Below are 21,807 nucleotides of genomic sequence, written 5' to 3' on the forward strand. Positions count from 1 at the left end.
TGAAATCTGAGTGGGGTCTGCCCGTTCCCGGTGGGAGCGGGCAGGTCCTGGCCCGCAAGGGCGGTTGGCGCGCCGGAGTTCGGCGTTCCGTTTGAAGCGGCTGAAGACTGACAAGCGCTCGGATGATTGCCGGCGACCCGGCAAATCTCCGACGAGAGGACCAATTCCATGAACGGCCAGAATATCCGCATTCGCCTCAAGGCGTTCGATCATCGGGTTCTCGACGCTTCGACGCGCGAGATCGTGTCGACCGCGAAGCGTACCGGTGCGAACGTGCGCGGACCCATTCCGCTGCCGACGCGAATTGAAAAGTTTACGGTGAACCGCTCGCCCCACATCGACAAGAAGTCGCGTGAGCAGTTCGAAATGCGCACCCACAAGCGGCTCCTCGACATCGTCGACCCGACGCCTCAGACGGTCGATGCGCTCATGAAGCTCGACCTCGCCGCCGGCGTCGATGTCGAGATCAAGCTCTGATAAGAGCACGGGAAGGATAACGCCCATGCGTTCAGGTGTGATTGCACAGAAGCTCGGCATGACCCGCGTCTACAACGACGCCGGAGAGCATGTACCGGTTACCGTTCTCCGCGTGGAGAACCTCCAGGTTATCGCCCAGCGGACCGAGGACAAGCACGGCTACACCGCCGTGCAGCTCGGCGCCGGGGTTGCCAAGGTCTCGAGAACCTCGAAGTCCATGCGCGGCGTGTTCGCGCAGGTCTCGGTCGAGCCGAAGAAGAAGCTCGCTGAGTTTCGCGTCTCTGCCGACAACATGATTGAACTCGGTGCCGAGATCACGGCCGAGCATTTCGTCCCCGGCCAGAAGGTCGATGTGACGGGTACCTCGGTCGGCAAGGGCTTCCAGGGTGTCATGAAGCGCCACAACTTTGGTGGTGGCCGCGCGACCCACGGTAACTCGGTCTCGCACCGTTCGCACGGTTCGACCGGCCAGCGCCAGGACCCCGGCAAGGTGTTCAAGGGCAAGAAGATGGCCGGCCACATGGGTGATACCCGCGTGACCACGCAGAACCTCGAAGTCGTCCGCACGGACGCCGACAAGGGCCTGATCCTGATCCGCGGCGCGGTTCCGGGTTCCAAGGGCGGCTGGATCTACATCCGCGACGCGATGAAGATCGCGCTGCCGGAGAATGCTCCGAAGCCGGCTGGTCTTCGCGCAGTTGCAAACAGCGGCTCTGAAGTCGCGGCAGCGTCCGAGGGAGCTGAATAATGGACATCACGGTCAAATCTCTCGACGGCAAGGATGCGGGAACGCTTTCGCTCGCCGAGGCCATCTACGGCCTGGAGCCGCGCGAGGACATCCTGCAGCGCATGGTTCGCTGGCAGCTGGCCAAGCGCCAGCAGGGCAGCCACTCGACCCTCGGCCGCGCCGAGATCGCCCGTACCGGCGCCAAGCTCTACAAGCAGAAGGGCACCGGTCGTGCCCGTCACGGCTCGGCGCGTGCGCCGCAGTTCCGCGGTGGTGGCAAGGCGCACGGCCCGCAGCAGCGGAGCCACGCCCATGACCTGCCGAAGAAGGTTCGTCAGCTCGCGCTGCGCCACGCCCTCTCGGCCAAGTTCAAGACCGACTCGATCATCGTCATCGACGATCTGACCGCGTCGGACGCCAAGACCAAGCAGATGGTTTCGACCATCGCAGGCCTCGGCCTCACCAATGCGCTGTTCATCGGCGGCGCCGAGCTGAACGAGAACTTCTCTCGCTCGGCCCGTAACATCCCGAACATCGACGTGCTGCCGATCCAGGGCATCAACGTCTACGACATCCTGCGCCGGCATACCCTGGTCCTGTCCAAGGCGGCTGTCGAAGCCCTGGAGGAGCGGTTCAAATGAGCGACCTTCGCCACTACGACGTGATCACCAGCCCGGTGATCACCGAGAAGTCGACCATGGTGTCCGAGTACAACCAAGTCGTCTTCAACGTACCGAACACGGCGACGAAGCCGCAGATCAAGGCCGCCGTTGAGTATCTCTTCGGCGTCACGGTCACCGCGGTGAACACGCTGAACCGCAAGGGCAAGACGAAGCGCTTCCGTGGTCGCGCCGGTCGCCAGAGCGATCAGAAGAAGGCCATCGTGACGCTTGCCGAAGGCCAGTCGATCGACGTGTCGACCGGACTCTGAAGCCGAGCTTGGGATTTAAGTCATGGCATTGAAAAATTACAATCCGGTGACGCCGAGCACACGCCAGCTCGTGCTCGTCGACCGTTCGGGCCTCTGGAAGGGCAAGCCGGTCAAGCAGTTGACCGAAGGTCTTTCCAAGAAGGGCGGCCGCAACAACACCGGCCGCATCACCGTCCGCTTTCAGGGCGGCGGTCACAAGCGGACCTACCGTCTGATCGACTTCAAGCGTCGCAAGTTCGACGCGATCGGTACGGTCGAGCGGCTGGAATACGATCCGAACCGCACCGCCTTCATCGCGCTGATCCGCTACGAGGACGGCGAGCTGGCCTACATCCTGGCGCCGCAGCGTCTGGCAGCTGGCGACAAGGTCGTTTCCGGTCTGTCCGGCATCGACGTCAAGCCGGGCAATGCGATGCCGCTGTCGGCCATGCCGGTCGGCACCATCATCCACAACGTGGAGATGAAGCCGGAGAAGGGTGGCCAGATCGCCCGCTCCGCCGGCACCTATGCCCAGCTGGTCGGCCGCGATGCCGGCATGGCGATCCTGCGGCTCAACTCGGGCGAACAGCGCCTGGTGTCGGGCTCGTGCTTCGCCACGGTCGGTGCGGTCTCGAATGCCGATCACGGCAACATCAATCTTGGCAAGGCCGGTCGTAACCGCTGGCTCGGCAAGCGCCCGCACGTTCGCGGTGTCGCGATGAACCCGGTCGACCATCCGCACGGCGGCGGCGAAGGCCGCACCTCCGGCGGCCGTCACCCGGTTTCGCCGTGGGGTCAGCCGACGAAGGGCAAGCGGACGCGTCAGAACAAGTCGACCGACAAGTTCATCATGCGCTCGCGCCACCAGCGCAAGAAGTAAGAAGGGGATTTCTTCATGACACGTTCCGTCTGGAAGGGTCCGTTCGTCGATGGCTACCTTCTCAAGAAAGCCGAGAAGGTCCGCGAGGGTGGCCGCAACGAAGTGATCAAGATCTGGAGCCGTCGTTCCACGATCCTGCCGCAGTTCGTCGGTCTCACCTTCGGCGTCTACAACGGCAACAAGCATATTCCGGTCAATGTCAACGAGGACATGATCGGCCATAAGTTTGGTGAGTTTTCTCCGACCCGCACCTATTACGGGCACGGCGCCGACAAGAAGTCGAAGAGGAAGTAACGATGGGCAAGCCGAAGCTGGAACGCCAGCTGAAGGATAACGAGGCGCGCGCTGTCGCCCGCACGATCCGCGTCAGCCCGCAGAAGCTTAACCTCGTCGCTGCGATGATCCGTGGCAAGAAGGTTTCGTCGGCACTCGCCGACCTGACCTTCTCGCGCAAGCGGATCTCCGAGACGGTGCTGAAGACGCTGCAGAGCGCCATCGCCAACGCCGAGAACAACCACGACCTCGATGTCGACGCTCTCGTCGTCTCCGAGGCCTATGTCGGCAAGTCGATCACCATGAAGCGTTTCCACGCTCGTGGTCGTGGTCGCGCCAGCCGTGTCGAGAAGCCGTTTTCGCATCTGACGATCGTCGTTCGCGAAGTCGCGGAAACCGAGGAGGCCGCCTGATGGGTCAGAAAATCAATCCGACCGGTTTCCGGCTCGGCATCAATCAGACCTGGGACAGCCGTTGGTACGCCAACACCGGCGAGTACGGCATCCTGCTCCACGAGGACCTTGCGATCCGCAAGTACCTTCTCGATGAGCTGAAGCAGGCGGCGGTCTCCAAGATCGTCATCGAGCGCCCGCACAAGAAGTGCCGTATTACGATCCACTCGGCACGTCCGGGCATCGTCATCGGCAAGAAGGGTGCGGACATCGAGAAGCTTCGCAAGAAGCTCGGCACGATGACCAAGGCCGAGACGCACATCAACATCGTTGAAGTGCGCAAGCCCGAGACCGATGCGACCCTGGTCGCTCAGTCGATCACGCAGCAGCTTGAGCGCCGCGTGGCGTTCCGCCGGGCGATGAAGCGGGCGGTTCAGTCGGCCATGCGTCTAGGCGCTGAAGGCATCCGCATCAATTGCGGTGGTCGTCTTGGCGGCGCGGAAATCGCGCGCATGGAATGGTACCGCGAGGGCCGGGTTCCGTTGCACACGCTGCGTGCCGATATCGATTACGGCACGGCCGAAGCCCACACCGCCTACGGCGTCTGTGGCGTGAAGGTCTGGATCTTCAAGGGCGAGATCCTGGAGCATGATCCGATGGCTTCCGAACGCCGGGCCGTCGAGGGTGATCAGTCGGGTGGTGGCAATCGTCGCCGCGAACACGCCTGATCGGAAGGGTTTCGGAGTAGAATAGATGCTGCAGCCAAAGCGCACGAAGTACCGGAAGGCGTTCAAGGGACGCATTCACGGCACCGCCAAGGGTGGGACGAACCTTGATTACGGCACGTTCGGCCTGAAGGCTGTCGAGCCCGAGCGGGTTACCGCCCGCCAGATCGAAGCGGCCCGCCGCGCGATCACCCGTCAGATGAAGCGCCAGGGCCGCGTCTGGATCCGGATCTTCCCGGATGTGCCGGTCACCGCCAAGCCTACCGAAGTCCGCATGGGCAAGGGTAAGGGCTCCGTCGAATATTGGGCCGCCCGGGTGCATCCCGGCCGTATCATTTTCGAGATCGATGGAGTATCGGAGGAGCTTGCTCGCGAGGCCATGCGTCTCGGTGCCGCAAAGCTGCCGATCAGAACGCGCTTCGTCCAGCGCATCGCCGAATAAGGAGAGGTTAAGTGAAAGCCTCCGACATCACCACCAAGACCCCCGATGAGCTGACGGATGCTCTCGGCAAGCTGAAGAAAGAGCAGTTCAACCTGCGCTTCCAGGCGGCCACCGGGCAGGTCGAGAACACCGCCCGCGTACGCCAGGTGCGTCGCGATATCGCGCGCATCAAGACCATCGCCCGCCAGAAGGCGGTCGAGGCAAAGGCCTGAGGTAGAACACTATGCCCAAACGCGTTTTGCAGGGGACAGTGGTCTCCGACAAGAATGAGAAGACGGTTGTCGTCCTCGTCGAGCGTCGCTTCACGCACCCGCTGTTCAAGAAGACGGTGCGGCGCTCGAAGAAGTACAAGGCTCACGACGAGAACAACCAGTGCAAGGTCGGCGATGTCGTCTCCATCGAGGAGACCCGGCCGATCTCGAAGGACAAGACCTGGATCGTGCTTCACGGCGAAGCAGTCTCCAGCTGATGGACAGATCCGGGTCACGCGGTAGCTTCCGCCGACCCGGACACCGGGCGTCTCCTTGTGGGACGCTCCTGTTTTAGAATTGAACACGGTTCGATCTTCCGGCATCGCCGGGCGGCCGCGTTCTCAGAGTTTGAAGGCGGCCTGACATGATTCAGATGCAAACAAACCTCGACGTGGCCGACAACTCGGGCGCTCGTCGTGTCATGTGCATCAAAGTGCTTGGCGGCTCGAAGCGGAAGTATGCCTCGGTCGGCGACATCATCGTCGTCTCGATCAAGGAAGCCATCCCGCGCGGCCGTGTCAAGAAGGGCGACGTGATGAAAGCCGTGGTGGTGCGTACTGCCAAGGATATCCGTCGCGCCGACGGCTCGGTGATCCGGTTCGACCGGAACGCTGCCGTTCTGATCGATAACAAGAAAGAGCCGGTCGGCACGCGTATCTTCGGACCGGTCCCCCGCGAGCTTCGTGGCAAGAACCACATGAAGATCATCTCGCTGGCGCCTGAAGTGCTGTAAGGAACCGGACCCATGCAAAAGATCAAAAAGGGCGACAAGGTCGTCGTGCTGGCCGGCAAGGACAAGGGCCGTGCCGGTGAAGTGCTGAAAGTCATGCCGAAGGACGATCGCGCCGTCGTGCGCGGGATCAACATGGTCAAGCGCCATACCCGCCAGTCCGCGAGCCAGGAAGCCGGCATTATTTCCAAGGAAGCCTCGATCCACCTGTCGAACCTGTCTGTTGCCGACCCGAAGGACGGCAAGCCGACCCGCGTCGGCTTCAAGATCGTCGGCGAGGGCGAGAACGCCAAGAAGGTTCGGGTCGCTAAGCGGTCGGGAGAACAGATCGATGTCTGAGACCCAGTACATTCCACGCATGAAGCAGGTCTACCGCTCGGAGATCCGCAAGGCGCTTCAGGAGCAGTTCTCCTACGCCAACGAGATGATGATCCCGCGTCTGGACAAGATCGTGATTAACATGGGCGTCGGTGAGGCGACCGCTGATTCGAAGAAGCCAGCCGTTGCGGCTGAGGACCTCGCGATGATCGCCGGCCAGAAGCCGGTCATCACCAAGGCCCGCACCTCGATCGCCGGTTTCAAGGTTCGCGAAGGCATGCCGATTGGCGCCAAGGTGACCTTGCGCCAGGACAAGATGTACGAGTTCCTCGACCGTCTGATCCAGATCGCGCTTCCCCGGGTCCGCGATTTCCGTGGCCTGAACCCGAAGAGCTTCGATGGCCGCGGCAACTTTGCCATGGGCGTCAAGGAACACATCGTCTTCCCCGAGATCAACTACGACAAGGTCGATCAGATGTGGGGCATGGACATCATCGTTTGCACGACGGCGAAGACCGACGACGAAGCCCGCGCGCTGCTCAAGGCGTTCAACTTCCCGTTCCGCCAGTAACGGCATACGAGCAAAGGACAAAGATATGGCCAAGAAAAGCTCGATCGAGAAGAACAAGCATCGCCAGGAACTGGTGAAGAAGTTCGCCGCCAAGCGTGCCGCCCTCAAGGTCGTCACCAAGGATCAGAGCGCCACGATGGAAGCGCGTTTCCGCGCCCAGCTGGAACTCGCCGAATTGCCGCGCAACGGCTCGAAGGTACGCATCCGCAACCGTTGCGAAGTGACGGGCCGCCCGCGCGCCTATTACCGCAAGCTGAAAATGTCGCGTATCGCGCTCCGGGACCTTGGCAATAACGGCCAGATTCCCGGTATCGTGAAGTCGAGCTGGTAAGGAGTAGTCATCATGTCTTTGTCAGATCCCCTCGGCGATATGCTGACCCGCATCCGCAATGCCATCATGCGGAACAAGTCCTCCTGCTCCACCCCGGCTTCCAAGCTGCGTGGCCGCGTGCTCGACGTCCTGAAGGACGAGGGCTACATCCGCGGCTACACCGAGACCGCTTTCGAGAACGGCAAGTCCGAGTTCGAGATCGAGCTGAAGTACTACGAGGGCGCTCCGGTTATCCGCGAGATCGCCCGCGTGTCGAAGCCTGGCCGTCGCGTCTACGTTTCGGCGAAGACGATCCCGCACATCGCCAACGGCCTCGGCATCTCCGTGCTGTCGACGCCGAAGGGTGTCATGGCCGATCACAATGCTCGCGAGCAGAACGTCGGCGGCGAGATCCTCTGCCGCGTCGTCTGACGCTGCAGGAACTCAACGCGTAGAAACGGACAGGTTCTAAGATGTCTCGTATTGGTAAGAAGCCCATTTCCATCCCTGAGGGCGTCACCGCGTCGGTCGACGGCCAGACGGTGACTGCTAAGGGCACGAAGGGCGAACTCGTTTTCGTCGTCAACGACGAGGTCCTGGTCAAGATGGAGAACGGCGCGATTGCCGTCGAGCCCCGTGACCAGACCAAGACTGCGCGCTCGAAGTGGGGCATGTCCCGCACGATGATCGGGAACATCCTGGTCGGCGTGAAGGGCGGCTTCGAAAAGAAGCTTGAGATCAACGGCGTTGGTTACCGCGCCTCGCTGCAGGGCAAGAACCTGCAGCTGGCACTTGGCTTTAGTCACGATGTGCTCTATCCGGTGCCGGAAGGCATCCAGATCACCGTGCCGAAGCCGACCGAGATCGTGATCAACGGTATCGACAAGCAGCGCGTCGGCCAGGTTGCCGCGGAAATCCGCGAATACCGCGGTCCCGAGCCCTACAAGGGCAAGGGCGTGAAGTACGCTGGCGAAAAGATCGTCCGCAAGGAAGGCAAGAAGAAGTAGGATGGCTACTCAGAAAGAATCCCTCCGGCTTCGCGCTGCGCGCGTCCGCCGCTCGCTGAAGAAGGTCGCCAACGGACGTCCGCGTCTGTCGGTTCACCGTTCTTCAAAGAACATCTATGCCCAGGTCATCGACGACGTCGCTGGTCGTACGCTCGCGTCCGCGTCGACCCTCGACGTCGATCTGCGCAAGGGCTTGAAGACCGGTGCCGACACGGACGCTGCTGCGGCCGTCGGCAAGCTGGTTGCCGAGCGCGCGAAGGAAGCTGGCGTCACCGACGTCGTCTTTGATCGCGGCTCCTTCATCTACCACGGCCGCATCAAGGCCCTGGCGGAGTCGGCTCGCGAAGGCGGGCTGAACTTCTAGCATCGGTCGGCGAGGGCGACTGTCGTCCTCTTTGCGGAGGGCGACGGTCGCTCTTCGCATGTCGGGTATAATCTGCCCGCGGCATGACCGCATGCTGTTTCGAACTGGTCAGGCTCAAAGAGCCGGCCGATACCCTGGACGCCTCCGGAAAAGAATAAGGATAGGATCATGGCGCCAAGAGACGATCGTAACAATCGCAACGATCGCAACGAGCGGGACGACGGTTTCGTTGACAAGCTCGTGCATATCAACCGCGTCGCCAAGGTGGTGAAGGGTGGACGTCGCTTCGGCTTCGCCGCGCTCGTCGTCGTCGGCGACCTCAAGGGCCGCGTCGGCTTCGGCCACGGCAAGGCCCGCGAAGTGCCTGAGGCCATTCGCAAGGCAACTGAAGCTGCCAAGCGCGACCTGATCTTCGTGCCGCTGCGCGATGGTCGCACGTTGCACCACGACATCGCTGGCCGCCACGGCGCCGGCAAGGTCTACCTTCGTTCGGCCGAAGCGGGTACCGGCATCATCGCCGGTGGTCCGATGCGCGCCGTGTTCGAGGCTGTCGGCATGCATGACGTCGTCGCCAAGTCGCTCGGTTCGTCGAACCCCTACAACATGGTGCGCGCGACGTTCGATGCGCTCAAGGGTTCGATGCATCCGAAGGACGTCGCGTCGCGTCGGGGTATCAAGTACTCCACGCTGCAGGCCCGTCGCCGCGATCTCGTTGGCGCTGAAGATTGATGACAGGGCAGGTCGCTGAGCGGCCTGCGCCTTGAACGAAGGAGCCTATCGATGGCCGATACGAATTCCACGGGCAAGACTGTCACGGTCGAACAGATCGGCAGCCCGACCCGCCGCCCGGTCGAACAGCGCCAGACGCTGGTCGGTCTTGGCCTCAACAAGATGCACCGTCGCCGCACGCTCGAGGACACCGCCTCGGTTCGTGGCATGATTGCCAAGGTCAGCCACCTCGTCCGCGTTGTGGACGAGGCCTGATCCCGAGGAGCACATTTCGATGAAACTGAACGAGATTTCCGATGTGGCCGGCGCCACCCATCAGCGCAAGCGCGTTGGTCGTGGTATCGGCTCCGGCTCGGGCAAGACCGGTGGTCGCGGCGTCAAGGGACAGAAGTCCCGGTCGGGCGTTGCCATCAACGGCTTCGAGGGTGGCCAGATGCCGCTCTACCGCCGCCTGCCCAAGCGCGGCTTCGTCAACATCTTCTCGAAGAAGTTTACCGTCGTTTCGGTCGGCCGCATCCAGGCCGCCATCGACGCCGGCAAGCTTGACGCGACGAAGACCATCGACATGGCGGCGCTGAAGATTGCCGGCATCGTCAACCGCACGCAGGACGGCGTCCGTATCCTGGGCGGCGGCGAGCTGACCTCGAAGGTCGCGATCTCGGTCGCCGGCGCTTCCAAGGGAGCCGTCGAGAAGATCGAGAAGGCTGGTGGTTCGATCGACCTCCCGGTCGTTGCAGCGGCTGAAGCCGAAGCCTGATCCAGTTTTAAGGCGGAAGGTCATCCTTCCGCCTTTCAGCTTTTTGCGGAGGGCTCAGCCTTTCGCTTGATTGCGATGCCCCTGCCGCTTATCTCGTGGTCCCTCGGGGGAGGGGGCAGTCCTTCCGTACCCCCAGAGGCGATCCGGAGATATCCACAAGATGGCATCGGCTGCGGAACAACTTGCCGCCAATCTAAACTTCTCGGCCTTTTCCAAGGCCGGTGACCTCAAGAAACGCATCTGGTTCACGCTGGGTGCTTTGCTCGTGTACCGACTCGGGACCTACATCCCGCTGCCCGGGATCAATCCCGAAGCGTTGGCCCAGGCCTTCAAGCAGCAGTCGACCGGCATTCTCGGCCTGTTCAACATGTTTGCCGGCGGTGCCGTCGGTCGCATGGCGATCTTCGCCCTCGGCATCATGCCTTACATCTCCGCCTCCATCATCATCCAGCTGATGACCTCGGTCGTCCCGGCGCTGGAGACGTTGAAGAAGGAAGGCGAGCAGGGCCGCAAGGTCATCAACCAGTACACCCGCTACGGCACCGTGCTGCTGGCGCTGGTGCAGGCTTACGGCATCGCTGCCGGCCTCGAATCATCCACCAACATCGTCTCCGATCCCGGCACCTTCTTCCGGATCTCGACCGTTCTGACGCTGACTGGCGGCACGATGTTTCTGATGTGGCTCGGCGAGCAGATCACCGCCCGAGGCATCGGCAACGGCATCTCGCTGATCATCTTCGCCGGCATCGTCGCCAACCTTCCGAGCGCGATTGCCAATCTCCTCGAGCTCGGCCGCACCGGCGCCTTGTCGACTGGCATCATCCTGCTCGTTATCATCGTGGCCATCGCCTGCATCGCCGGCATCGTGTTCTTCGAGCGTGCCCAGCGCCGCTTGCTGATCCAGTATCCGAAGCGCCAGGTCGGCAACCGGATGTTCCAAGGCGACACCTCGCACCTGCCGCTCAAGCTGAACACCGCCGGCGTCATTCCGCCGATCTTCGCGTCCTCGCTGCTGCTGCTACCGGTGACCGTGGCGAACTTCGCCAACACCAGCGAGCTTCCGGGCTGGGCGACCGCGATCATCGCCTCGCTCGGCCACGGCAAGCCGCTCTACATGCTGCTCTATGCGGGCATGATCGGCTTCTTCGCCTTCTTCTACACGGCCGTCGTCTTCAATCCGAAGGAGACCGCCGACAATCTGAAGAAGCACGGCGGCTTCATGCCGGGCATCCGTCCGGGCGACCGGACCGCTGACTACATCGACTACGTCCTCACCCGGATCACGGTGATCGGCGCTATCTACCTCATCATCATCTGTCTATTGCCCGAATTCCTCATATCGGCGGCTGGCGTGCCGTTCTATCTGGGTGGTACGTCGCTGCTGATCGTGGTCAGCGTGACGATGGATACGGTCGCACAGGTGCAAGGTCATCTGCTGGCGCATCAGTACGAAGGTCTCGTCAAGAAGGCGAAGCTTCGTGGGGGGAAACGAGGAGCAAGATGAGGCTGATACTGCTTGGGCCCCCAGGGGCGGGGAAGGGCACGCAAGCCCATCGGCTGATCGAGAAATACGGCATTCCGCAGCTGTCCACCGGGGACATGCTGCGGGCGGCGGTGGCAGCGGAGACGGAAGTCGGCCTGAAGGCGAAAGCCGCGATGGCCTCGGGTGGTCTCGTCTCCGACGAGATTGTCAACGCCATCATCGCCGAGCGGGTCGAACAGCCCGACTGTGCGAACGGCTTCATCCTGGACGGTTACCCGCGCACACTGCAGCAGGCTGATTCGACCCAGGACATGCTGAAGCAGAAGGGCATGGAGCTCGACCACGTGATCGAGATGCGGGTGGATGACGAAATCCTCGTCCACCGTGTTTCCGGCCGCTTCACCTGCGGCAATTGCGGGGCCGTTTACCACGACACCGACAAGAAGCCGAAAGTCGAAGGCGTCTGCGACACCTGCGGCCATTCGAACTTCAAGCGTCGCGCCGACGACAACGCCGATACCATGCGGGTTCGGCTGCGGGCCTACTACCGGGAGACTTCACCCCTGGTCGGCTACTACCACTGCAAGGGCATCCTCAGTTTCGTCGACGGCATGAAGGCGATCGACGAGGTTACGGAAGACATTGCCGCCATCATTACCTGAAAGCCGACTCGGTTGACTTGAGATAGCTTTCTCCGTTATATCCCGCGCCTATTCGCGATAGACTTTGCGATCGGCGTGGGCTTCCCTTGGGAGCACGGTGCCGGTCGCATTCGCTTACCGGCTTCTGTTCCTTGACTGACAAGGGCGTTGGAGCCCCCCATACAAGGAGAATACGGACTTGGCCCGTATCGCTGGCGTTAACATTCCGACCAACAAGCGCGTGATCATCGCGCTTCAGTACATCCACGGCATCGGTCCGACCTTCGCGAAGGAAATCGTCGAGAAGGTTGGTCTTGGTCCCGAGCGTCGGGTCAACGACCTGACCGACGGCGAAGTCCTTCAGATCCGCGAGATGATCGACCGGGACTACCAGGTCGAGGGTGATCTTCGCCGCGAGACCTCGATGAACATCAAGCGTCTGATGGACCTCGGCTGCTACCGCGGCCTGCGTCATCGTCGTGGCCTTCCGGTCCGCGGCCAGCGCACCCACACCAATGCCCGCACCCGTAAGGGGCCTGCCAAGGCCATCGCCGGCAAGAAGAAATAATCAACCCGACCAAGCACGGCGCGCTTTTTGGCGCGTCGTTGGTGGAGCCGCTGGTATTACGGCGGTGTAGAGATCTCAGGAAAGTACCGATATGGCCAAGGAACAGCGCATTCGCCGCCGCGAGCGCAAGAACATCTCGTCGGGCGTCGCCCACGTGCAGTCGACCTTCAACAACACGCTGATCACCATCACCGATGCCCAGGGCAACACGATTGCCTGGTCGTCCGCTGGCGCGCAGGGCTTCAAGGGTTCGCGTAAGTCGACCCCGTTCGCTGCCCAGATCGCTGCCGAGGATGCCGCCAAGAAGGCGCAGGAGCATGGCATGCGTACGTTGGAAGTCGAGGTCGCCGGTCCGGGTTCGGGTCGTGAGTCGGCGCTGCGCGCGCTGCAGGCTGCCGGCTTCACGATCACTTCGATCCGTGACGTGACGCCGATCCCGCACAACGGCGTCCGCCCGCGCAAGCGTCGGCGCGTCTAAGGCCTCAACGGTTCGTCGTGCTCTGCCGTCCCTCTCAGGAGGGGCGGCTTTGTCGCGACGGGGCGCGCCGCTTCCTCACAGAGGGATGTCGCGCGACAGACCGCTTCATATCCAGAGGATCCGGTGTTCGGTTGGGGTCAACCGATTTCCGGATCTTCTCGGCCCTCCGGAGAGGGCGCCGCTCTCTTCGATCAGATCTATCGCCACGATTGGATGGTGGCGAGGTAACTGAAAGGCGAATGCCATGATTTCCAGCAACTGGCAGAATCTCACCAAGCCCAACCAGGTCGTTTTCAAGAGCGGCGGCAGCCGCACGAAGGCCTCGCTGACCGCGGAGCCTTTGGAGCGCGGCTTCGGCCTGACGCTCGGCAATGCCCTGCGCCGCGTGCTTCTCTCCTCGCTCCAGGGCGCGGCCGTCACCGCGATCCAGATCGACGGCGTCCTGCACGAGTTCTCGTCGATCCCGGGCGTCCGCGAAGACGTCACCGACATCGTCCTCAACGTCAAGGAAATCGCCATCGGCATGCAGGGCGAAGGCCCGAAGCGGATGGTGCTGCGCAAGTCCGGCCCGGGCATCGTTCGCGCCGGCGACATCCAGACCGTCGGCGACATCGAGATCCTGAACCCCGAGCATGAGCTCTGCACCCTCGACGAGGGCGCCGAGATCCGTATCGAGTTCACCGTCAACACCGGCAAGGGCTACGTCCCGGCCGACCAGAACCGCGCCGAAGACGCGCCGATCGGCCTCATCCCGGTCGACTCGTTGTTCTCGCCGGTCAAGAAGGTGTCCTACAAGGTCGAGGCGACCCGCGAGGGCCAGGACCTCAACAAGGACAAGCTCACCATGCAGATCGAGACCGATGGCTCGATCACCGGTGAGGATTCGGTCGCCTATGCCGCCCGCATCCTGCAGGATCAGCTTTCGATCTTCGTGAACTTCGAGGAGCCGCAGCGCGAGACCCGCGGTGCCGAGGAGCACATCGCTGAGCTCGCCTTCAACCCGGCGCTTCTCAAGAAGGTCGACGAGCTCGAGCTGTCGGTTCGTTCGGCGAACTGCCTGAAGAACGACAACATCGTCTACATCGGCGACCTCATCCAGAAGACCGAGGCGGAAATGCTCCGCACTCCGAACTTCGGCCGCAAGTCGCTGAACGAGATCAAGGAAGTGCTGGCCTCGATGGGCCTGCACCTCGGCATGGAAGTCAGTGCCTGGCCGCCGGAGAACATCGACGATCTGGCCAAGCGCTACGAAGACCAGTACTAGGACCTTCTCTCCCGCCGTCTCCGGACGGCGGGATTGCATACCCCGCCTTGGGAGGCGGGTTCTGACAGACTGCCAACGACCAGACTGCCCAATCATTCAAAGGCACATGCACATCGCCAGTAGGCGTGGATGCGAGGATGCCGTCCCCCGGTGAATATGCCGGCCCTTTCGAAGGAATACACTCATGCGTCACGGAAGCCGCGGCCGTAAACTCAATCGTACCGCCGAACACCGCAAGGCGATGTTCGCCAACATGGTGGCCTCGCTGATCCTGCACGAGCAGATCGTCACCACCTTGCCGAAGGCGAAGGATCTTCGCCCGATCATGGAAAAGATGATCACCCTCGGCAAGCGCGGCGACCTCCATGCCCGTCGCCAGGCGATCTCCAAGGTTCGCGACGAGACCTGCATCAAGAAGCTGTTCGACACCCTCGCGCCGCGTTACGCCGAGCGCCAGGGCGGTTACTGCCGCGTTCTGAAGGCCGGTTTCCGCCGCGGCGACAACGCCCCGATGGCCGTCATCGAGTTCGTCGACCGTAACCCGGAAGCCCGCGGCCAGATCGACCGCGACCGCGTCGAAGCCGATGCGGCTGCCGAGGCGTAATCGCTTCGCTTTCCAGACCATGATGAAGGGCCCTTTCGGGGCCCTTTTTCGTATCAGCTTCTGGCCGGTTTAGCGCTGGCCAGCCGACCCCGCGGCCATCGCTCGCGCCGATGCAGGGAGCCCTGCGGGTGCCGCCGGATGTCCGCACGACCCGCAAGGTGTCCGCATGATTCGCAAGATGTACGACTGGGCCATGCGGATGGCCAACCACCGGCACGCGCTGTCGGTGCTGTTCGGCGTGAGCTTTGCCGAGAGCTCGTTCTTCCCGATTCCGCCCGATGCGATGCTGGTGCCGATGGTGATGGCGAACCCGCGCCGTGCCTGGCTCTTCGCGTTCATCTGCACGCTCGGCAGCGTGCTCGGCGGGCTTCTCGGCTACGCGCTCGGCTCGGTGTTCTACGACACGATCGGCCATCGCATCATCGAGTTCTACCATCTGCAGGCCCAGGCCGACCATTTCCGCACGCTCTACGCCGACTACGGGGCGGAGATCATCCTGCTGAAGGGGCTGACGCCGATCCCGTTCAAGCTGGTGACCATCGCGTCGGGTCTCGCGGCCTATCCGCTGCTGCCCTTCGTCATCCTCTGCACGATCACCCGGGGCGCGCGGTTCTTCCTGATCGCCGGCCTGCTGCGGTGGAAGGGCGAGGCGGCGCGCCTGTTCATCGAGAAGCACCTCGAACGCATCACGCTGGCGTTCCTTGCCGTCATCGTCCTCGGCTTTGCGGCCTTCGTCTATTTCGCTTGATCTGATGATGACGGACACCCGCATGACGGCAGACCGCGTCCTCCTGACGGGGGCATCTGGCTTCGTTGCCCAGCACATTCTTCTGAGGCTGCTGGCGGCGGGATACGCGGTTCGCGCCACCGTGCGATCTGCCGCGAAGGCCGAGCGGCTCCGGCAGATGCTGGCGGAGCAGGGGGCAGACGCATCGCGCCTCGAATTTGCCGAACTCGACCTGCTCGCCGAAGCCGGCTGGGGGGCGGCGATGACCGGCTGCCGTTTCGTCCTGCACACCGCCTCGCCGTTTCCGGCGCGCCTCCCGCGCGACCGGTTCGCGCTGGTGCCCGCGGCCCGCGACGGCACGCTCCGGGTGGTCGATGCGGCCATCCGGGCGGGCGTCGAGCGGCTCGTCCTGACCTCGTCGGTCGCCGCGATCTATTATGGTCATCCGGACCAGGCGGGACGGCGGTTCACCGAGGCGGACGTCACCGACACCGACTCGCCGCTCACCTCCGCCTACGCGCTGTCGAAGACGCTGGCCGAGCAAGCGGCCTGGTCGCGCATCGGGGGAACGGCCCTGGAACTCGCGGTGATCAATCCTTCCGTGGTCCTCGGGCCACTGCTCGGGCCGGAGGTCACGACGTCCACCTCGCTGATCCGGATGATGCTGCGGGGACGCCTGCCGCTGGTGCCGAACGTCTCCCTCGGGCTCGTCGACGCCCGCGACGTCGCCGAGGCGCACTTCCGGGCGATGACCGTCGAGGAAGCCGCGGGCAGGCGGTTCATCGTCTCCGGCGGTTCACGGTCGTTGTGGGAGATCGGCGAGGCCCTCGCGCAGGTTTTCCCCAGCTATCGCTGGAAGCTGCCACGCGGCGTTCTGCCGGATGGCCTCGTGCGCGCAGCCGCTCTCGTGATGCCGCCGGCGCGGCAGATCGTACCCGAACTCGGGGCCGCCAAAGTGCTGGTGACAGAGGCCGCGGAGCGCGTTCTCGGCCTGACTTTTCGCAACCCGGAGGAGGCGATCGCGACAACCGCCGCGTCCCTCGTCGAGCAGAAGCTCGCCTGATCGGATCGAGGTGAGCGGACAGGTGAAACTGTGCCCTCGCTGCCACGCATCCCGTCGTTTGCAGACTGTTGCAGCGCTGGTACAGCCGGCGGGGCGGCGGTGTGCGATATCCCCGCTCGACCAGGACGCATCTAAATTTTGAATTGTCTGCAACCAAAGATAGGGCATGGCATTTTCATGTCGACAATCGGACGGAACGCCCCGAAATGTGGCCGGTTTACGCGGATTAAATGATTCAAATGCAAGATGTTGCCACCGAACTCAAAACGAGCGAACTGTCCATGCGCCGCACTCTTCTGACCCTTCTCGGCGCCATCGGCGCGTTTGGCGTGCTGACCGCAAGCTATGCGACCGCCGATCTTCCGACCCCGGCTTCGGCAGCGACGATTTCGCAGACCGCGTCGGCGCGCTAGTCTAATTATCGCCATCTGATACTATGCTTAAAAGAGGGGTCGCATCGCGGCCCCTTTTTCGTTGCAATGGCATGGCGTATCCGGGTCTGAAGGCGATGTCGGTGTCCGACGTCGGACAATGAGAGCTGAGCCCGTGAAAAAGCTTCTTCTGATAAGTGCAGCGTCCCTGGTGATCGCCGTTCCCGTTGCCACCGCCGCCTCGAGCGACGGTTGGCTTGGCGGGCTGCTGTCGGGCTCGACCGAGGTCGCCCAAAACACCGCGCCGCCGGCGACGCCCGTGCCGGTCAAGCCGCTGACCGCGGCGACCGCCGTCCCCGCCAGCCCGTCCGAGATCAAGCTGTCCTTCGCGCCCCTGGTGAAGGCCGGCGCGCCCGCGGTGGTCAACGTCTACGCGGCGCGGGAGGTCGTGCCCCAGCGCTCGCCCTTCGCCAATGATCCCTTCTTCGAGCAGTTCTTCGGCCGCCAGCTGCCGCAGCAGCGCCCGCGCGTCCAATCCTCGCTCGGCTCCGGCGTCATCGTCGACGCTTCCGGCATAATCGTCACCAACAACCACGTGGTCGCCGACGCGGACGAGGTGAAGGTGGCACTGAGCGATGGCCGCGAATATCAGTCGAAGATCCTGATGCGGGACGAACGGGCCGATCTCGCCGTCCTCAAGATCGACGGCGACAAGCCGTTTCCGGCCATGCCGATCGCCGATTCGGATGCGCTCGACATCGGCGACCTCGTGCTCGCCATCGGCAACCCCTTCGGCATCGGCCAGACCGTGACCAACGGCATCGTCTCGGCGCTCGCGCGCACGCATATCGGCGTCAAGGATTTCGGCTACTTCATCCAGACCGATGCCGCGATCAATCCCGGCAATTCCGGCGGCGCGCTGATGGACATGCGGGGCCAGCTGGTGGGCGTCAACACCGCCATCTTCTCGCGTTCCGGCGGCTCCAACGGCATCGGCTTCGCCATTCCCTCCAACATGGTGCGGGTCTTCGTCGAGGCCGCCAAGAAGGGCGGGCGGTTCGAGCGGCCGTTCATCGGCGCGAGCTTCACGCCGGTGACCCCGGATGTCGCCGAGGCGCTGGGTCTGGAACTGCCGTCGGGCGCCCTGGTGCAGGACGTCGTCGGCAGCGGCCCTGCCGGTGCGGCGGGACTGAAGGCCGGCGACGTCGTCCTGGCGATGGACGGCTTCCCGATCGGCGATCCCGATGCGCTCGGCTACCGCCTGGCGACGTCGGGCATCGGCAAGAGCGTGAAGCTCGACGTTCTCTCCGCCGGCAAGCGGGAGGAGCTTTCGATGGCGCTCGAGGTTGCGCCGGAGCTTCCCGCCCGCGACGTGAAGATCCTCGAAGGCGAGACGCCGTTCTCCGGCGCCACGGTTGCCAACCTGTCGCCGCGCGTCGCCGACGAGCTGGATCTCGCCCCCACCCTGAAGGGCGTAGTCGTGACCGAGGTGGCCGAGCGCTCCTTCGCCGCTCGTTTCGGCCTGCAGCCGAAGGATGTGATACTGACGCTGAACGGCAAGGCCGTCACCTCGACGAAGATGCTCGAGGCGATGGCGGAGAACACGCGCCGCGGCTGGAAGTACGAGATCGAGCGTGACGGCAAGACACTGCGGCAGGTCGTCCGCTAACATAGGGTTGGGGCAGGCGGCATGAGCGATCTCTTCGGGGCGGTGAAGCAGCCGGACGGGCAGGCGGCACGCCCCGACCGCCCGGGCATGCCGGAACCCGCACGACCGCTCGCCGACCGGCTCCGCCCGAAGACGCTGGACGAGGTCGTCGGCCAGGAACACCTGACCGGTCCGACCGGCGTCATGACCCGCATGCTGGCGACCGGCACGCTGGGCTCGATGATCTTCTGGGGGCCGCCGGGCACCGGCAAGACCACCGTTGCGCGGTTGCTCGCCGGGCAGGTGGATTTCGCCTTCGAGCAGATTTCGGCGATCTTCTCGGGTGTCGCAGACCTCAAGAAGGTGTTCGAGGCCGCGCGCCTGCGCCGCTCCAATGGGCGCCAGACACTTCTCTTTGTCGACGAGATCCACCGCTTCAACCGCGCCCAGCAGGACAGTTTCCTGCCGGTGATGGAGGACGGCACCGTCGTCCTCGTCGGTGCGACCACGGAGAACCCGTCCTTCGAGCTCAACGCCGCGCTGCTGTCGCGCGCCCGGGTCCTCACCTTCCACCCGCACGATGCGGCCAGCCTCGCCCAGCTTGTCGCCCGCGCCGAGGCGATCGAAGACCGCGCACTGCCGCTCGACGCGTCGGCACGGGAAGTTCTGCTGCGCCTCGCCGATGGCGATGGCCGCGCCATCCTGACGCTCGCCGAGGAGGTCTGGCGTGCGGCCCGGCCGGGCGAGGTGTTCGATGCCACCGAGCTGCAGACCATCGTCCAGCGCCGCGCTCCGGTCTACGACAAGGGGCAGGACGGCCACTACAACCTGATCTCGGCGCTGCACAAATCCGTCCGCGGCTCGGATCCGGATGCGGCGCTCTACTACCTCTGCCGCATGCTCGATGCCGGCGAGGACCCGCTCTATCTCGGCCGCCGCCTGGTGCGCATGGCCTCGGAGGATATCGGCCTTGCCGATCCGCAGGCGCTGGTCATCGCCAGCGCCGCCAAGGATGCCTACGACTATCTGGGCTCGCCGGAGGGCGAGCTGGCGCTGGCGCAGGCGACCGTCTATCTCGCCACCGCGCCGAAATCCAACGCCGTCTACACCGCCTACAAGGCCGCCATGCGCGCCGCCAAGGAAAACGGCTCGCTGCTGCCGCCCAAGCACATCCTCAACGCCCCGACCAAGCTGATGAAGGGCGAGGGCTACGGCACCGGCTACCGCTACGACCACGACCAGCCTGACGCCTTCTCCGGCCAGGACTACTTCCCCACCGAACTCGGCCGCCAGAGCTTCTACCGCCCCGTCGAGCGCGGCCTCGAGGCCACGCTGAAGAAGCGCATGGACCACTGGGCGCGGCTCCGGGCGGAGCGGGGCGAGGCGTAGGGTTGGGGGCAGGTGCCGATTCGGAGTAGCTTTTGAGTCGATCAAGGCCGAGCCAGACAAAGCCGGAACCTCCGAACTTCGTCATCCCGGACTTGACCTCAGCGAAACCGTTGGTTTCGCAGAGGTCAAGCCCGGGATGACGAAGCTGAAGGGTCGGCAGCAATCTCGCTGCCCGCGGAAGCAAGCCCAGGATGACGAAGCTGAGGCGTCGTCCGCAATTCCACTCCGCCACATCCTCCCGCGTTCGACAGCCCCGCGATCAAGCGCTAAACTTCGCCAGCCTGGAATCCCGAAAGCCATCCCATGCTGCGCCAAATCCTTCTCGTTGCCGTCGGCGGTGCCGTCGGCTCCGTTGCCCGCCACCTCGTCGGCGTGGCCAGCCTCCGCTTTTTCGGTTCGGGCTTTCCCTACGGCACGCTGATCGTCAACCTCGTCGGCGCTTTCGTCATGGGCGTCTTCATCGAGATCCTCGCGCGTCGCTTCGGGGGATCGACCGATCTGCGCCTGCTGATCGCCACCGGCGTCCTCGGCGGTTTCACGACTTTCTCGTCCTTCGCCCTCGACACGGCGGTCCTCTTCGAGCGCGGCGAGCTGGTTTCGAGCTTCGTCTACGTCGCCGTAACGCTCATTCTCGGCCTTGCGGCGCTGTTTCTCGGTCTCGGTCTCGCGCGAAACTTCGCCTGATGCTATCTGCAGGGCGAACGAAGAAGGTGTTATGCGCATGGCGGTGGTCGAACAGATAAAGGTCGAAGAGGACGAAGCCGGGCTTCGCCTCGACCGCTGGTTCAAGCTGCACTATCCCGGCCTCGGTTTCGGGCACCTGCAGAAGCTTCTGCGCTCGGGCCAGGTCCGGGTCGACGGCGGCCGGGTGAAGTCGGACACGCGCATCGCGCCGGGCCAGATGGTCCGCATCCCGCCGATCGGCGCGGACGCCGCGCGTGGGAAGACCGCGCCGCTGACGACCAACCTGATGAAAGGGCGCGAGGACGACGACGTCCTGCGCCAGATGCTGATCTACGAGGACGAGAAAGTGCTCGTCTTCAACAAGCCTGCAGGCCTTGCCGTGCAGGGCGGCTCGGGCATCGCCCGGCATGTCGACGACATGCTGGAGGCCTGGCGCAACAAGCGCGGCGAGAAGCCCCGGCTGGTCCACCGTCTCGACCGCGACACCTCCGGCGTCCTCGTCGTCGCGCGCACCCGGAGTGCCGCGGTGTTCCTCACCAAGATGTTCCGCGAGCGCGACACCAAGAAGACCTACTGGGCGATCGTCAAGGGCGTGCCGGTTCCAAAGGGAGGCCGGATCTCGACCTATCTGGTGAAGGAAGAGACGCCCGACGGCGACCGTATGCGGATCGCCAAGCACGGCGATCGCGGCGCCGACCACGCGCTGACGCACTACAGGGTCGTCGACCAGGCGGCGCAGAATTTCGCCTGGGTCGAGTTCGAGCCCTATACCGGCCGCACCCACCAGCTGCGCGTCCACGCCGCCCATATCGGCATTCCGATTCTCGGCGACCCGAAATACTTCGAGCACGACACCAATTGGGAGTATCCGGGCGGCGTGCAGAAGCGCCTGCATCTCCATGCCCGCCGCATTGCCATCCCGCATCCGGATGGCGGGCTGATCGAGCAGATGGCGCCCTTGCCGCCGCACATGGTGCAGACCTTCAACCTCTTCGGCTTCGACGAGTCGGAGACCGGTGACTGA

34 protein-coding genes are annotated in these 21,807 nt (G+C 63.8%); all 34 read left to right on the top strand.

Annotated elements, in window-relative coordinates; translation table 11 throughout:
* The first annotated feature begins 168 nt into the window (after positions 1-168).
* Positions 169-477 (top strand): 30S ribosomal protein S10, encoded by a 309-nt coding sequence (rpsJ, locus tag ACZL02_RS05090; protein ID WP_007066362.1) that lies wholly within the window; start codon positions 169-171, stop codon positions 475-477.
* Between the two features lie 25 nt (positions 478-502).
* Positions 503-1,225: a 50S ribosomal protein L3 gene (gene rplC, locus ACZL02_RS05095; RefSeq protein WP_472937529.1), complete on the top strand. Its 723-nt coding sequence runs from the start codon at positions 503-505 to the stop codon at positions 1,223-1,225.
* On the top strand, positions 1,225-1,845 hold the full coding sequence (gene rplD / locus ACZL02_RS05100) for a 50S ribosomal protein L4 (RefSeq protein WP_472937530.1): 621 nt from the start codon (positions 1,225-1,227) through the stop codon (positions 1,843-1,845). The genes rplC and rplD overlap by 1 nt, the downstream gene beginning before the upstream one ends.
* Positions 1,842-2,135 (top strand): 50S ribosomal protein L23, encoded by a 294-nt coding sequence (locus ACZL02_RS05105; protein WP_472933198.1) that lies wholly within the window; start codon positions 1,842-1,844, stop codon positions 2,133-2,135. Before rplD ends, ACZL02_RS05105 begins: the two co-directional genes overlap by 4 nt.
* 22 nt (positions 2,136-2,157) lie before the next feature.
* A complete protein-coding gene (gene rplB, locus ACZL02_RS05110) occupies positions 2,158-2,994 on the top strand; it encodes a 50S ribosomal protein L2 (RefSeq protein ID WP_472937531.1) in 837 nt (278 codons plus the stop codon).
* 15 nt (positions 2,995-3,009) lie between these two features.
* Positions 3,010-3,288 carry a 30S ribosomal protein S19 gene (gene rpsS / locus ACZL02_RS05115; protein WP_472933201.1) on the top strand — a complete coding sequence of 93 codons (279 nt, stop codon included), beginning with the start codon at positions 3,010-3,012 and terminating at the stop codon, positions 3,286-3,288.
* Between the two features lie 2 nt (positions 3,289-3,290).
* Entirely contained in the window at positions 3,291-3,680 is a 390-nt protein-coding gene (gene rplV, locus ACZL02_RS05120) for a 50S ribosomal protein L22 (protein ID WP_472933202.1), read from the top strand.
* Positions 3,680-4,387: a 30S ribosomal protein S3 gene (gene rpsC / locus ACZL02_RS05125; RefSeq protein WP_472937532.1), complete on the top strand. Its 708-nt coding sequence runs from the start codon at positions 3,680-3,682 to the stop codon at positions 4,385-4,387. The genes rplV and rpsC overlap by 1 nt, the downstream gene beginning before the upstream one ends.
* Positions 4,388-4,412: 25 nt before the next feature.
* Positions 4,413-4,826 carry a 50S ribosomal protein L16 gene (gene rplP / locus ACZL02_RS05130; RefSeq protein ID WP_472933204.1) on the top strand — a complete coding sequence of 138 codons (414 nt, stop codon included), beginning with the start codon at positions 4,413-4,415 and terminating at the stop codon, positions 4,824-4,826.
* A gap of 11 nt (positions 4,827-4,837) precedes the next feature.
* Positions 4,838-5,038, top strand: coding sequence for a 50S ribosomal protein L29 (gene rpmC / locus ACZL02_RS05135; RefSeq protein WP_472933206.1), 201 nt, complete (start codon positions 4,838-4,840; stop codon positions 5,036-5,038).
* Positions 5,039-5,049: 11 nt separating this feature from the next.
* Complete coding sequence (gene rpsQ, locus ACZL02_RS05140; RefSeq protein ID WP_472937533.1) at positions 5,050-5,295, top strand: 30S ribosomal protein S17; 246 nt, start codon at positions 5,050-5,052, stop codon at positions 5,293-5,295.
* Between the two features lie 146 nt (positions 5,296-5,441).
* Positions 5,442-5,810 carry a 50S ribosomal protein L14 gene (gene rplN / locus ACZL02_RS05145; protein WP_472933210.1) on the top strand — a complete coding sequence of 123 codons (369 nt, stop codon included), beginning with the start codon at positions 5,442-5,444 and terminating at the stop codon, positions 5,808-5,810.
* Positions 5,811-5,822: 12 nt separating this feature from the next.
* Positions 5,823-6,146: a 50S ribosomal protein L24 gene (rplX, locus tag ACZL02_RS05150; protein WP_472937534.1), complete on the top strand. Its 324-nt coding sequence runs from the start codon at positions 5,823-5,825 to the stop codon at positions 6,144-6,146.
* A complete protein-coding gene (gene rplE / locus ACZL02_RS05155; protein ID WP_472933212.1) occupies positions 6,139-6,696 on the top strand; it encodes a 50S ribosomal protein L5 in 558 nt (185 codons plus the stop codon). The genes rplX and rplE overlap by 8 nt, the downstream gene beginning before the upstream one ends.
* Before the next feature lie 25 nt (positions 6,697-6,721).
* Positions 6,722-7,027 carry a 30S ribosomal protein S14 gene (gene rpsN, locus ACZL02_RS05160; RefSeq protein WP_472933214.1) on the top strand — a complete coding sequence of 102 codons (306 nt, stop codon included), beginning with the start codon at positions 6,722-6,724 and terminating at the stop codon, positions 7,025-7,027.
* A gap of 12 nt (positions 7,028-7,039) precedes the next feature.
* On the top strand, positions 7,040-7,438 hold the full coding sequence (gene rpsH, locus ACZL02_RS05165) for a 30S ribosomal protein S8 (protein ID WP_472933215.1): 399 nt from the start codon (positions 7,040-7,042) through the stop codon (positions 7,436-7,438).
* 41 nt (positions 7,439-7,479) lie between these two features.
* Positions 7,480-8,013, top strand: coding sequence for a 50S ribosomal protein L6 (gene rplF, locus ACZL02_RS05170; RefSeq protein ID WP_472933217.1), 534 nt, complete (start codon positions 7,480-7,482; stop codon positions 8,011-8,013).
* A 1-nt stretch (position 8,014) separates the two neighbouring features.
* Positions 8,015-8,377, top strand: coding sequence for a 50S ribosomal protein L18 (rplR, locus tag ACZL02_RS05175; protein ID WP_472937535.1), 363 nt, complete (start codon positions 8,015-8,017; stop codon positions 8,375-8,377).
* A 168-nt stretch (positions 8,378-8,545) separates the two neighbouring features.
* Positions 8,546-9,106, top strand: coding sequence for a 30S ribosomal protein S5 (gene rpsE / locus ACZL02_RS05180; RefSeq protein WP_472933221.1), 561 nt, complete (start codon positions 8,546-8,548; stop codon positions 9,104-9,106).
* A 51-nt stretch (positions 9,107-9,157) separates the two neighbouring features.
* Positions 9,158-9,361, top strand: a complete 204-nt coding sequence (gene rpmD / locus ACZL02_RS05185) for a 50S ribosomal protein L30 (protein WP_472933222.1) — start codon at positions 9,158-9,160, stop codon at positions 9,359-9,361.
* A 19-nt stretch (positions 9,362-9,380) separates the two neighbouring features.
* Positions 9,381-9,863 carry a 50S ribosomal protein L15 gene (rplO, locus tag ACZL02_RS05190; protein WP_472937536.1) on the top strand — a complete coding sequence of 161 codons (483 nt, stop codon included), beginning with the start codon at positions 9,381-9,383 and terminating at the stop codon, positions 9,861-9,863.
* A 160-nt stretch (positions 9,864-10,023) separates the two neighbouring features.
* Complete coding sequence (gene secY / locus ACZL02_RS05195; protein ID WP_472937537.1) at positions 10,024-11,367, top strand: preprotein translocase subunit SecY; 1,344 nt, start codon at positions 10,024-10,026, stop codon at positions 11,365-11,367.
* Positions 11,364-12,008 (top strand): adenylate kinase, encoded by a 645-nt coding sequence (locus ACZL02_RS05200; protein ID WP_472937538.1) that lies wholly within the window; start codon positions 11,364-11,366, stop codon positions 12,006-12,008. The genes secY and ACZL02_RS05200 overlap by 4 nt, the downstream gene beginning before the upstream one ends.
* 178 nt (positions 12,009-12,186) lie before the next feature.
* Positions 12,187-12,555 carry a 30S ribosomal protein S13 gene (gene rpsM / locus ACZL02_RS05205; protein WP_472937539.1) on the top strand — a complete coding sequence of 123 codons (369 nt, stop codon included), beginning with the start codon at positions 12,187-12,189 and terminating at the stop codon, positions 12,553-12,555.
* Between the two features lie 91 nt (positions 12,556-12,646).
* The gene (gene rpsK, locus ACZL02_RS05210; protein ID WP_472933228.1) at positions 12,647-13,033 is read left to right on the top strand and encodes a 30S ribosomal protein S11; all 387 of its coding nucleotides are present in this window, start codon (positions 12,647-12,649) and stop codon (positions 13,031-13,033) included.
* A 244-nt stretch (positions 13,034-13,277) separates the two neighbouring features.
* Entirely contained in the window at positions 13,278-14,297 is a 1,020-nt protein-coding gene (locus ACZL02_RS05215; RefSeq protein ID WP_472937540.1) for a DNA-directed RNA polymerase subunit alpha, read from the top strand.
* A gap of 184 nt (positions 14,298-14,481) precedes the next feature.
* Positions 14,482-14,901: a 50S ribosomal protein L17 gene (gene rplQ / locus ACZL02_RS05220; protein WP_472937541.1), complete on the top strand. Its 420-nt coding sequence runs from the start codon at positions 14,482-14,484 to the stop codon at positions 14,899-14,901.
* A gap of 166 nt (positions 14,902-15,067) precedes the next feature.
* Positions 15,068-15,649, top strand: a complete 582-nt coding sequence (locus ACZL02_RS05225; RefSeq protein WP_472937542.1) for a YqaA family protein — start codon at positions 15,068-15,070, stop codon at positions 15,647-15,649.
* A 7-nt stretch (positions 15,650-15,656) separates the two neighbouring features.
* A complete protein-coding gene (locus tag ACZL02_RS05230) occupies positions 15,657-16,691 on the top strand; it encodes an NAD-dependent epimerase/dehydratase family protein (RefSeq protein WP_496258417.1) in 1,035 nt (344 codons plus the stop codon).
* A gap of 281 nt (positions 16,692-16,972) precedes the next feature.
* The gene (locus ACZL02_RS05235; RefSeq protein ID WP_472937544.1) at positions 16,973-17,104 is read left to right on the top strand and encodes a hypothetical protein; all 132 of its coding nucleotides are present in this window, start codon (positions 16,973-16,975) and stop codon (positions 17,102-17,104) included.
* A 223-nt stretch (positions 17,105-17,327) separates the two neighbouring features.
* Positions 17,328-18,731 (top strand): DegQ family serine endoprotease, encoded by a 1,404-nt coding sequence (locus ACZL02_RS05240; RefSeq protein ID WP_472938134.1) that lies wholly within the window; start codon positions 17,328-17,330, stop codon positions 18,729-18,731.
* 21 nt (positions 18,732-18,752) lie between these two features.
* Positions 18,753-20,099: a replication-associated recombination protein A gene (locus ACZL02_RS05245; RefSeq protein WP_472937545.1), complete on the top strand. Its 1,347-nt coding sequence runs from the start codon at positions 18,753-18,755 to the stop codon at positions 20,097-20,099.
* Positions 20,100-20,402: 303 nt separating this feature from the next.
* Positions 20,403-20,783: a fluoride efflux transporter CrcB gene (crcB, locus tag ACZL02_RS05250; protein WP_472937546.1), complete on the top strand. Its 381-nt coding sequence runs from the start codon at positions 20,403-20,405 to the stop codon at positions 20,781-20,783.
* Between the two features lie 37 nt (positions 20,784-20,820).
* Positions 20,821-21,807 carry an RluA family pseudouridine synthase gene (locus tag ACZL02_RS05255; RefSeq protein WP_472937547.1) on the top strand — a complete coding sequence of 329 codons (987 nt, stop codon included), beginning with the start codon at positions 20,821-20,823 and terminating at the stop codon, positions 21,805-21,807.

It is taken from the genome of Mesocryomonas fontinalis (genome assembly GCF_055730125.2).